Below are 11,457 nucleotides of genomic sequence, written 5' to 3' on the forward strand. Positions count from 1 at the left end.
TTCGGGCTTTGTGATATTTTAAAAGAGGGTGTGAATTTTGACACACCCCCTTTTGCGTTGGGGCGGGTGGGGAGAATGGGCGTGGTCTTCGCACCGTAAGCCACAATATTACATTGTTTTTTGGTAAACGCGCACGTAATCCACATAATACCGTAGGGGGAACTGGCTGTCGTCGGGCACGCCTCCGTTCTCGCCAATGGCCAGGTTGAGTAGGATGTAGTCGCCAAATGCTTCGATGTTGTTGCTGAATGGGTTCTCGTGGTTGCCGTCCACGCCTCCGTTGCGCGTTTTCGAAAGGTCGGTGACGTTGAGCAACTCGTCGTCGAGATAGAGGCGGATAAACTGCTCGTCCCAGTCCATACGCCACACATGGAATTTCTCAGTCCACTGGGCGTCGCGGTGGGTGAAATGCTCAAATGGCGTCACTACGGAGTTCCACACAGGGGTGAACGCCCTGTTGGATCCCCAACAGGTGTTGGCGAGTATCGACGGCTTGCCGTCCTTGATGTAGTATTCCATCATGTCGATCTCGCCATTCTCCGGCCAGCTCCATTGGTTGCCCAGCAACCAGATGGCTGGCCACGAGCCTGAGGCCGTGGGAATCTTGGCTCTCACCTCGAAGCGCCCATAGCGAAACACGTGGCTTTTGCGTGTGGTGAGGCTCGATGAGGTGTAGTGCGCCTCGCGCCTTGAGCGTGTCCAGTGGGAGTCGCCCTCACGATAGTGGGGATTGGGCACCGTTTCCTTGCGCCCCTCGATGACGAGCAGACCGTCTTTCACCATGGCGTTGTCCTCTTGATACCACTGCAATTCGTTGTTCCTTACAAAGCCCTGTTCGAAGCTCCAGTCGTCGGAGGGCTTTCCGTCGTGGTCGAACTCATCGTGCCAAACCAGTTGGTAGCCGTTGTATTGCTTCACTTCCGTTTGTGGATGATAGTCGATGGAATCGTTCGCCTGTAGGGGCGAAATTGCCAAGACGGCGCATGCCGCTAAGACAAATGTTTGTATCTTCATAATTTGTGCTGATGTGTTATATTTGCAAAAGTACAAAAAAAACGTCGTTGCCACTTCCTACGCACCGCGTTAGGATAGTTAATTCATGCTAAATTTATGTTTCGCTTGGATGAAAAGCTAATGATTATTTGGGAAATTGGCCGATAAGCCGTATTTTTGTGAACAAAACATCATTTACGAAAACCTTATAGTTGTGAAAAAGCTTCTACTGTTCCTTTGGGCGGTCATACCCTTCCTCAGCCTTCATGCGGAGGATGCCGACTCGCTCTACGCCAAAGACATGTTGCCCATTGGCACCATGGCGCCCGAGATGGTCATCGACTCGGTCAATAATGTCAGCCTTGAGTCGCTTCGCGGACGATATGTGGTGTTGCATTTCTGGGCCACATGGTGCCCCGATTGCCGCCGCGATATGCCCGAACTGAATGATCTCTCGTATGTTTACAATTCCGACAGCATCGTGTTCATCCACGTGTCTTACGACACCAACAAGGAGGCTTGGCAGAAATACATCGGTGAGAACAAGATGTTTGGCATGCAGCTCACTGAGTTGAAGAAGATGCGCGAGGCCCGTAGTTCCAGCATGTTCAAGATCAATTGGATTCCCGCCTATTACGTCATCAATACTGAAGGCCGCATCATTGAGCGCACGGTCGACGTGAAAAAACTGGCCAGGCGCTTGACCTTGCTCGACAAGTCGCGTGTGCGCATTCCCCGCAGCAAGATGTCGAAGAACCCTGAGTATAAGGGCGGTGAGACCATGTTGCGCTATTATCTCGCCAAGAGCATCAAGTATCCGCGCGTGGCAAGCAACTACGGTTTGGAGGGACAGACGCTCGTGAAGTTTATGGTGGAAGCCGACGGAACCATCTCCAACGCTCGCGTCACGGAGAACAAGATTACCGTAGACGACAAGTTGCCCTACCAAAAGCTCCGTGGCGACGCTCGCCAGCGTGTTCGCCAAGAGGCGCTCGACGCCTTTGCCGAGGAGGCTTTGCGCGTCATCAACGCCATGCCCCAGTGGAATCCGGGCAAGCGCTACGGCATGCCCATCAAAGTGGAATATGAGCTTCCCATCAATTTCCGACTGCAATACAACAGCGACGATGTGTGGTCGGGCCATTCATAAGGAGGCAACATGTCAATGATTCATCTGAATGACATCAACAAAACCTATTTCGGCGCTCAGCCCCTGCATGTGCTCAAGGGGGTGAGCCTCGATATAGAGGAGGGTGAGTTGGTGTCTATCATGGGTGCGTCGGGGTCGGGCAAGTCGACCCTGCTCAACATTCTCGGCATCCTCGACAACTATGACAGTGGCGAGTATTTGCTCGATGGAACGCTCATCAAGGATCTTAGCGAGACCCGCGCCGCCGAGTATCGCAACCACATGATAGGCTTCATCTTCCAGAGTTTTAATCTCATCGGATTCAAGACGGCAGTGGAGAACGTGGAATTGCCCCTGCTTTACCAAGGGGTTAGCCGCCGCAAGCGCCACCGCATGGCCATGGATTACCTCGACCGACTGGGTCTTGGCCCTTGGGCCTCACACTATCCCAATGAGATGTCGGGTGGACAGAAGCAGCGTGTGGCCATCGCGCGCGCCCTCATTACCGACCCCAAGATCATCCTTGCCGACGAGCCTACGGGCGCCCTCGACTCGAAGACCAGTCTGGAGGTGATGGAATTGTTGAAGAAGCTCAACCGCGACGAGCATAAGACCATTGTTGTGGTGACCCACGAGAGTGGTGTGGCCAACGAAACCGACAAGATTATCCACATTAAGGATGGCCTTATCGGAAGCATCGAGGACAACCACTTGCACAAAGCGAGCGTTTTTGGAGGCGGCACCATCATGAAATAAGATGGCGGCGCCCATGCGCTATATGATATAAGGAGAAAAGCCATGTTCGATATCCTTCAGGAAATCTACGCCACGATACGCCGCAACAAGCTGCGCACTGCGCTCACGGGATTTGCCGTGGCGTGGGGCATCTATATGATTATCGTGCTGCTGGGAGCGGGCAATGGACTTATCAACGGCGTGACGAACAATATGGGCGACTTCCTCGCCAACTCGATGTCGGTGTTTGGAGGAACCACCTCGAAACCTTACAATGGCTTGAAGGAAGGACGCGACATTACCCTCGACGACGGCGACATCGGCACCACACGCCAGCGTTTCAGCGAGAATGTGGAAACGGTGGGTGCGGAAATGCAGCAGGCGGGAGCCACCATCACCATGGGCGACAACTACGTCAGTTCCTCTCTTTGTGGCGTTTATCCCAATGAGGCAACCATCAACAAGTTGCACATGTTGGCCGGGCGATTCATCAACGATATCGACCTTGAGCAGCAGCGCAAGGTGCTGGTGATAAGCGATGAGCAGGCCAAAGAGCTCATTGCGGGCGATGGAACGGCGCTTGTGGGCAAGGTGGTCAAGGTCGACGACTTCGCTTTCCGCGTGGTGGGTGTCATGAAGCGCGACGGGAGCACCATGGGAACCGACGCGTACACGTCGTTTACCACCCTGAGAACCATGTACGGCCGAGGCAACAAGGCCGACCGCATCCTGTTCTCGTTTCGTGGACTGACAAGCGAGCAGGCCAACACGGAGTTTGAAACACAATACAAGGCAGCCATCAACCGCAACCATGGCGCGTCGCCCGACGATGAGGAGGCCGTCTGGGTGTGGAACCGCTTCACGGAAAACCTGCAAATGAACATGGGCATGTCGATGATCAGGCTGGCCCTTTGGATCATTGGCATCTTCACATTGCTTTCGGGCGTTGTTGGCGTAAGCAACATCATGCTCATCTCTGTCAAAGAACGCACACGCGAGTTTGGCATTCGCAAGGCCATCGGCGCCAAGCCGGCAAGCATCCTGCGGCTCATTGTCGTAGAGAGCGTTATCATCACCACCTTCTTCGGTTATGTGGGCATGTTGCTCGGCATAGCCACCACCCAATACATGGACGCCACGTTAGGCCACGAGGTCACCGACCTGGGCTTTGCTAAAATCACCACTTTCCTCAATCCAACCGTTGGAATCGACGTGTGTGTCGAGGCCACATTGCTCATGGTGGTGGCAGGCACGATAGCTGGTTTGTTCCCTGCCATACGTGCGGCGCGCACCCGACCCATTGAGGCTTTGCGGGCTGAATGACGCCCCTTAGCCACACTCCGCATTACTGTCAACCCTATAAAATAAGGTATACCGTGACATTCGACATAGACCGATACCGCGAGATTCTCGACACCATCACTCGCAACAAGGCACGTTCGCTGCTTACCGGCTTCGGCGTGTTTTGGGGAATCTTCATGCTTGTTACGCTCATCGGAGGCGGACAAGGCCTGAAGGAGAATCTGTCGGCCAACTTCGAAGGATTCGCCACCAACACGGTCGTCATCTATCCGCAAGCCACCACCAAGCCTTACCACGGTTTTCGCAAGGGGCGTACGTGGGGAATGACCTTCCGCGACACGGAGCGGCTGAGGTCGCAGATTCCCCAGCTCGACGTTATCAGTCCCATGCTTTCCCATTGGGGAGGCTCGGCCACTTATAAAGACAAGAAAGCCAGTTGCTCGTTCAAGGGTGTTATGCCCAATTATGCGCAGGTGGAGACGCCCAAGCTAAGCTATGGACGGTTCATCAATGAGATGGACATTGCCGAGGGACGACGTGTGTGCATCATCGGAAAGCGCGTCTATAAGAGTCTCTTTCCGGGTGGAGGCGACCCTTGTGGACAACGCATACAGGTAGATTCGGCGTTCTACCAGGTCGTGGGAGTCGATTATTCGTCGGGCTCCATGAATATCAACGGCAGTGCGGAACAGGCCATTGTGGTTCCGCTGACGCTCATGCAGCAAGCTTATAACCGCGGCGACAGCATCGATTTGCTGTGTATGACGCTCAAGCCCGGCTATCGGGTGACCGATATGCAAGACCGCATCAGGATGGTGTTGGCCAAGGCTCACGATGTGGATCCTACGGATGAGAAATCCATTTTCCTCATCAACACCGAGGTGATGTACTCCATGCTCGACAGCCTCTTTAGCGGCGTGAACCTCCTGATATGGTTGGTGGGCATTGGCACGCTGCTCGCAGGTGCCATCGGTGTGAGCAACATCATGATGGTGACGGTGCGTGAGCGAACGACCGAGATTGGCATCCGCCGTGCCATAGGTGCCACCCCGCGCATGATTCTCTCGCAAATCATCTCGGAGAGCATCGCCCTGACCGTTGCCGCTGGCATGGCGGGCATTCTCTTTGGCATTGTGGTGCTCGAGATGATAGAGCTTGCCAACACCACCGGAGGCGTCGTCACCGCCCATTTCCAAGTGCGCTTCTGGACAGCGGTCGGCGCCTTGGCGCTGCTCACGGTCCTTGGCGTGGTAGCCGGGTTGGCGCCAGCCCTTCGCGCCATGAGCGTCAAACCCGTCGACGCCATGCGCGACGAATAGCCCCATCGATTCTTAGAAAACATAAAAAACAACGCATCATAAGCAAACGGCCACCCTCCCCCAAAGTGGGAGGAGCCATAGCCTGAACAAACCATTATGAAGAAGTATTTCCAAATCGGCTTTGCCGTCGTCATCTTGTTGGTGTTCGTCGGCACGTTTGTTTTCCTTTGGCAGAAAAGCCAACCACAACCCGTGGAGTACGAGGAGTACACGGTCAAGACGACCGACATCTCCAAGACCACCATCATCACCGGTCGCATAGAACCGCGCAACGAGGTCAACGTGAAACCGCAGATATCGGGCATCATCTCCGCAATCTATAAGGAGGCGGGTGAGACAGTAACGGCCGGCGAGGTCATTGCCAAGGTGAAGGTCATCCCCGACGAGGGGCAGCTCAGTGCGGCCCAAGCCCGCATCCGCCTGGCCGGTATCAACGAGCACCAGGCGCGGGTCGACTATGAGCGCGAGAAGGCGCTCTACGACAAGGGTTTGGTCAGTGGCGACGAGTATGACCAGAAGCGCAAGGCATGGCGGCAAGCCACCGAGGAGGTGCGGGCTGCCAAGGACAACCTGGAGGTTGTGCGCGATGGCGTATCGAAGGAGAACGCCGGCAACTCGTCGACGCTCATCCGCTCCACCATCAGTGGTCTCATCCTTGATGTGCCTGTGAAGGTGGGCAACACCGTCATCCTCTCTAATACGTTCAACGATGGTACGACCATCGCCACCGTGGCCAACATGGCCGACCTTGTTTTCCGAGGCAATGTCGACGAGACCGAGGTGGGACGCTTGGTGACGGGCATGCCCATGAAGATAACGATTGGCGCCATGCAGGATGAGCGTCTGCAGGCTTCGCTGGAGTATATTTCGCCCAAGGCCACCCAGAACAACGGCGCCAACCAGTTTGAAATCAAGGCGGCCGTGCATGTGGGCGCTGCCAATAAGATTCGTTCGGGCTACAGCGCTAATGCAGAGATCGTGTTGGCTGAGGCCAAGCAGGCGTTGACCGTTCCCGAGAGTGCCATCACCTTCGAGGGCACAAGCACCTTTGTCAATGTGGTCAAGGAGAAGGACGGGCAGAAGACCTATGAGAAGCGCCGCGTGACCACTGGCTTGAGCGACGGCATTAACATTCAGGTGACGAGTGGCCTGAAGAAGGGCGAACGCGTAAGGGGGCCGAAGAAGGTGAACGACGACAACAGTGATGAGTAATTCCAGAGTAGATATGGTCAAAGCTTTGTTTTTCGATATTGATGGCACACTTGTCAGCTTCAACACCCATCGCATACCCGACAGTACGGTGGAAGCCTTGCGCCAGGCCAAGGCCAATGGTGTGAAGGTATACATCTCCACAGGGCGCCCGAAGCCGTTCATCAACAACCTCGGTCAAATAGCCGACCTTATCGACGGCTACATCACAACCACCGGAGCACTTTGCGTCGTGGGTGATGAGGCGTTTGGCCGCTTTAGCATCGACCCCAACGACGCCAAGCGCGTGATGGATGCCTGCTATGAGTTGGGCAAGTCGTGTGTGGTGGTGGGCACGAAGCACATATCCCTCATCAACGACTCGGCTGAACTGACGCGCCTGTTTCGCGAGGGCCTGAACCTCGACTATGAGTTTGCGCCACTCGACGTTACGCTGAAGGAACCCCTGCTGCAACTGAGCCCGTTCTTCACCCATGAGGAGGAGGTGGCGGTGATGGGCCAACTGGTGTCGTGCGTCAGCTCACGCTGGCATCCCGCCTTCACCGACATCACCCACCGCGATGCCGACAAGGGCAAGGCTATGGTGGCCATGTGTCAGCACGAGGGCTTCGATGTGGCCGACACCATGGCCTTTGGCGATGGCGGAAACGACATTCCCATCATTCAGAAAGCGGGCATTGGAGTGGCCATGGGCAACGCCGTCGACATGGTGAAGGCCGTCGCCGACCACGTCACCTCGTCGGTCGACGATGAGGGCGTGAGCAACGCCCTGCGCTTCTTCCATGTCATCTGAGGCACCTCACGAGAGAAAAAACTATTTTTCTTCATTTCTTTACCAAAGAAAAGTGTTGAGTCTCAATTATTAGATGTACCTTTGCGTAGAAATTGGAGCCCGACAAATAATCTGCCCGTCAACCTACCATGCAGAGCGTCGTGGCCAACCTAATGGAAAGATCATTTGATAACCAAAAAGATAAGATTAAGGATTATGACACTTACAAAGTTAAAATTCTGGGCAGACATCCGCGACTACATTGGAATAGGTGTCGGCATGATATCCTATAGCATTGGATGGAATGTCTTCCTGTTGCCTAACAGCATTACCACAGGTGGTGTTCCGGGTATCTCTTCTGTCTTGTTCTGGGGTACAGGTTTCCCAGTGCAGTGGTCCTATTTTATTATCAACGCCGCCTTGTTGCTCGCGGCGCTTAAAATCCTTGGCTTTAAGTTCTGCGTCAAGACCATTTACGGTGTGTTTGTGCTGACGTTTATCACTTCGCTGTTCCAAAAGTATGCCACGGGTACGGCCATGCTTCACGACCAGCCTTTCATGGCCGCCATCATAGGAGCCATCTTTACGGGTTCGGGAATCGGTTTGGGATTCGCCTCAAATGGATCGACGGGCGGAACCGATATTGTGGCCGCCATTGTCAATAAGTACCGCGACATCTCGCTCGGTCGAGTGGTGATGCTCTGCGATATTATCATCATCACATCATCGTATCTGGTGTTCAGAGACTGGGAGAAGGTTATCTACGGTTATGTGGTGCTCTGGGTGGCGAGCTTCTGTATCGACCAGGTGGTGGGCTCCATGCGCCGCAGCGTGCAGTTCTTCATTATCTCCGATAAGTATCAGGAGATAGCCAGCCGCATTGCTGTCTATCCCCACCGTGGCGCCACGCTTATCCAGGCTCGTGGCTTCTACACCAACCACGAGGTGAAGATGCTGTTTATCATGGCCAAGCGCCGCGAGAGCAAAATCATCTTCAGCATCATCAACGAGATCGATCCGCACGCGTTTGTCACCCAGACCAATGTCATCGGTGTCTACGGTGAGGGCTTCGATAAGTTCAAGGTGAGCGGTAGCCACCCTAAGGCCCAGCGCCTCACGCCTACCGAGCAGGCGGCTCTCAACAAGTAGTCGCTGTCACCCTTTCATTACTTTTTGTAAAATGTCAGAGTGGCTCGGCATCTGTTGGGCCACTCCTTAGATACCAAGAAGGGCTTGGTGCAACCATCCTACGGGTTGCGCCAAGCCCTTCGCCTTTGGGGACAACCCCTGTTTGCCCCCTGTTTGTCATAGAGTGGGTTGGTGGCAGGGGCGTTGTGCAGGGGCATTGAGCTCATTTGCCATCATGTGAATAGGGCGTTATGGCAACAAAAAAGCGCGACTCGGGCGAGTCGCGCTTTTTATGCAATTATCCCAAATGGGTCATTATGCTGGGTTGGCTTCAACCTCTTGCTCTTTCAGAATCTCATTGGCTCTGTCAAGGGCGAAGTTGATGTGGCTGCAGATGTTCTTCTCGCCCACGGAGTTGTAGAAGCCTGCCTTCTCAAGGGCGGCGTGAACGCGTGGCACAACACCCGACAACACCACTTGGATGCCTTCCTTCTTGCTCATCTCGCAGAGGTTCGTGAGGTTGTGGATACCTGTCGAATCGACGAACGGTACCTTTCGCATGCGGATGATGCGCACCTTCGGACGGTCGCCAAACGTGGCCATGATTTCCTCAAAGCGGTTTCCTGCGCCGAAGAAGTAGGGACCGTTAATCTCGTACACCTCAACGCCTTGCGGAATGGTGAGGTGCTCAATGTTGCCCGTGGTGATGTCGCTCTCCTCGCTGATCTCGTCCATGATAACCTTCACCTCGGTGGTCTCCGACATACGTTTCATAAACAGCAAACATGCGATGATGAGGCCCACCTCGATGGCGATGGTGAGATCGAAGATGATGGTGAGGAAGAATGTGATGAGCAGCACCGACACGTCGCTCTTGGGGTTCTTCATCAGTGCGAGGAACGAGCGCCATCCACACATGCCATACGATACGATGACGAGCACGCCGGCGAGGCATGCCATGGGGATATACTTGGCCAAGGGCATGAAGAAAAGGAAGATGAGTGTGAGTGTTGCGGCGTGGATGATGCCTGCCACAGGTGTGCGGCCACCATTGTTGATGTTGGTCATGGTGCGGGCGATGGCGCCTGTGGCGGGTATGCCGCCGAAGATGGGCGAGGCGAGGTTGGCCACTCCCTGGGCGATCAGCTCGGAGTTGGAGTCGTGATGGTCGCCTATCACACCATCGGCAACGGTGGCCGAGAGCAGCGACTCAATGGCGCCGAGCACAGCGATGGTGAGCGCGGGCGACACCAGGCTCTTGATGGTGTCCCATGTGAGGTTGGGCATGTGAGCGTCGGGAATGGCGTTGCTCACTGAAAAGCGGTCGCCAATGGTCTCAATGGTGGTAACCCCGGCAAACTGCTTGAGCATTAGCGCGGCCACGGTCATCACCACGATGGCTACGAGTGAGCCTGGTATCTTCTTGCTAAACCGTGGGGTGATGGCTATGATAACAACGCTCAGTACGCCAACGGCGGCGCACCAGAAATCGAGGGTGTCGAAGTTGTAGAGGTAGCAATACCATTTCTCGAGGAAATCGCTGGGCACCTTGTCGATCGAGAGGCCGAAGAGGTCTTTGATCTGTGTGGTGAAAATGGTGACGGCGATACCGCTCGTGAAGCCCACCACGATGGGGTAGGGGATAAACTTGATGATGGTGCCAAGGTGGAGCACACCAAAGAGTATCAGGAAGGCGCCTGCCATGAGCGTGGCGATGGTGAGGCCCTCAAAGCCATATTGCTGAATGATGCCGTAGATAATTACGATGAAGGCGCCTGTAGGACCGCCAATCTGAACCTTGCTGCCACCCAGCAGCGAAATGATGAATCCTGCTACGATGGCGGTGATGATGCCTTTCTCTGGGGTCACACCCGATGCGATACCAAAGGCGATGGCGAGCGGCAAGGCTACAATGCCAACGATGATGCCCGACATGAGGTCGGCCATGAATGTCTTCTTGTTGTAATGCTTCAGTGTGGCAAAGAGCCTGGGTTGGAAATCTAACTTACTGTTCATCTTGTTTTGTTATACCGAATAAATGTGCTTTTTAACGTTGATGCCTATGTTTTTGTTTATTTATGTTAAAACGCCACTCTTTCGCTTTTATTGTGTGTCTCACATAATTATAATAAGAAAAGCCCTTTTTACACGGTTTTTCCATCTTGTGTTCTCATGTTAGGGGCGGATATCCGTGTTACTCTACTTTTATCAACGATTCCCATGGTTTCTTTCTTGTGGTAATGGTTCATAGCGCTTCTTTTGGTGTTTGGAGCATAAAGAGGTCCTCTTTCATCCGGTTGTTTCTGACTTACGGTTGCCAGTGGATGTTGGGATGGAAGTCCACGCATCATGCTTTGTTATGCTTTTTGGTTAAAAAGTTGTGTCGTGTTTTTGTTCAAACCAGCGAGCGAAAATCCCTTTTTTGCGCGTTCGCGGCTGGCCAAACGGAGCTGCGCGTTGCGATAGGCCATGTATCGCGTTGCGAAAGATGCCCATCCTCGCCTCGATCGGGCGTCTTTCGTCGTGCGGTTAGGCATGTTCCGGGGTGCGAAACATGCCTAACCGCAACGTGTAACGTGGAATGTAGGGGATTGAAGGTGCGCTTGCTGATGTAAGGCGTTGAATAGTAGGTGGTTATGTAAATGCGCTGAGATTCGCGTGTTTGCGCAAAACATCCTTGCTGTTGAAAACAAACGTGTAGTTTTGGGGGAGGTGTGTCGCAATCTTTCGGTGGCGTTCGCAGAGGTGCGTCCTCCTTTCATCCTCTTTTCGTCCCGTTTTCTTCCCCCTTCCGTCCCCCTTCCGTCCTCTTTTCATCCTCCTTTCATCTTTTTCTCTCCTTTTCTCTCTTTCTTTTTTCCTTTTGCACG

Annotated in this window: 10 protein-coding genes; 7 read left to right on the forward strand and 3 right to left on the reverse strand. The window is 54.0% G+C overall.

Annotated features, from left to right (window positions below; all coding sequences use genetic code 11):
* Positions 1-108: 108 nt before the first annotated feature.
* Complete coding sequence (locus WKK33_RS01165; protein ID WP_337932108.1) at positions 109-1,014, reverse strand: glycoside hydrolase family 16 protein; 906 nt, start codon at positions 1,012-1,014, stop codon at positions 109-111.
* Positions 1,015-1,207: 193 nt separating this feature from the next.
* Here WKK33_RS01165 and WKK33_RS01170 point away from each other — a divergent pair, with 193 nt between their 5' ends.
* The 7 genes from WKK33_RS01170 to WKK33_RS01200 all read left to right on the forward strand — a co-directional run bounded on the left by WKK33_RS01170 (position 1,208) and on the right by WKK33_RS01200 (position 8,608).
* Positions 1,208-2,143: a thioredoxin-like domain-containing protein gene (locus WKK33_RS01170; RefSeq protein ID WP_337932109.1), complete on the forward strand. Its 936-nt coding sequence runs from the start codon at positions 1,208-1,210 to the stop codon at positions 2,141-2,143.
* A 15-nt stretch (positions 2,144-2,158) separates the two neighbouring features.
* Entirely contained in the window at positions 2,159-2,878 is a 720-nt protein-coding gene (locus WKK33_RS01175) for an ABC transporter ATP-binding protein (RefSeq protein WP_337468439.1), read from the forward strand.
* A gap of 42 nt (positions 2,879-2,920) precedes the next feature.
* Positions 2,921-4,180, forward strand: a complete 1,260-nt coding sequence (locus tag WKK33_RS01180; RefSeq protein WP_337932111.1) for an ABC transporter permease — start codon at positions 2,921-2,923, stop codon at positions 4,178-4,180.
* 53 nt (positions 4,181-4,233) lie between these two features.
* Positions 4,234-5,478: an ABC transporter permease gene (locus WKK33_RS01185; RefSeq protein WP_337570653.1), complete on the forward strand. Its 1,245-nt coding sequence runs from the start codon at positions 4,234-4,236 to the stop codon at positions 5,476-5,478.
* A gap of 96 nt (positions 5,479-5,574) precedes the next feature.
* Positions 5,575-6,690 carry an efflux RND transporter periplasmic adaptor subunit gene (locus WKK33_RS01190; RefSeq protein WP_337932112.1) on the forward strand — a complete coding sequence of 372 codons (1,116 nt, stop codon included), beginning with the start codon at positions 5,575-5,577 and terminating at the stop codon, positions 6,688-6,690.
* 13 nt (positions 6,691-6,703) lie between these two features.
* Complete coding sequence (locus WKK33_RS01195) at positions 6,704-7,480, forward strand: Cof-type HAD-IIB family hydrolase (RefSeq protein WP_337932113.1); 777 nt, start codon at positions 6,704-6,706, stop codon at positions 7,478-7,480.
* A 195-nt stretch (positions 7,481-7,675) separates the two neighbouring features.
* Positions 7,676-8,608: a YitT family protein gene (locus tag WKK33_RS01200; protein ID WP_337932114.1), complete on the forward strand. Its 933-nt coding sequence runs from the start codon at positions 7,676-7,678 to the stop codon at positions 8,606-8,608.
* 294 nt (positions 8,609-8,902) lie between these two features.
* Here WKK33_RS01200 and sulP read toward each other — a convergent pair whose 3' ends face one another.
* Positions 8,903-10,603, reverse strand: coding sequence for a sulfate permease (sulP, locus tag WKK33_RS01205; RefSeq protein WP_337932115.1), 1,701 nt, complete (start codon positions 10,601-10,603; stop codon positions 8,903-8,905).
* A 618-nt stretch (positions 10,604-11,221) separates the two neighbouring features.
* Positions 11,222-11,457: hypothetical protein (locus WKK33_RS01210; RefSeq protein ID WP_337932116.1), on the reverse strand; the 236-nt coding region annotated here is incomplete at its 5' end.

It is taken from the genome of Hallella sp. (genome assembly GCF_037460745.1).
In the GTDB taxonomy this organism is placed as follows: Bacteria; Bacteroidota; Bacteroidia; order Bacteroidales; family Bacteroidaceae; genus Prevotella; species Prevotella faecis.

Bases quoted from the DNA above. Each gene is read 5' to 3' on its own strand.
- WKK33_RS01165 (WP_337932108.1), bottom strand. From the start codon at position 1,014: ATGAAGATACAAACATTTGTCTTAGCGGCATGCGCCGTCTTGGCAATT.
- WKK33_RS01175 (WP_337468439.1), top strand. From the start codon at position 2,159: ATGATTCATCTGAATGACATCAACAAAACCTATTTCGGCGCTCAGCCC.
- WKK33_RS01180 (WP_337932111.1), top strand. From the start codon at position 2,921: ATGTTCGATATCCTTCAGGAAATCTACGCCACGATACGCCGCAACAAG.
- WKK33_RS01190 (WP_337932112.1), top strand. From the start codon at position 5,575: ATGAAGAAGTATTTCCAAATCGGCTTTGCCGTCGTCATCTTGTTGGTG.
- WKK33_RS01195 (WP_337932113.1), top strand. From the start codon at position 6,704: ATGGTCAAAGCTTTGTTTTTCGATATTGATGGCACACTTGTCAGCTTC.
- WKK33_RS01200 (WP_337932114.1), top strand. From the start codon at position 7,676: ATGACACTTACAAAGTTAAAATTCTGGGCAGACATCCGCGACTACATT.
- sulP (WP_337932115.1), bottom strand. From the start codon at position 10,603: ATGAACAGTAAGTTAGATTTCCAACCCAGGCTCTTTGCCACACTGAAG.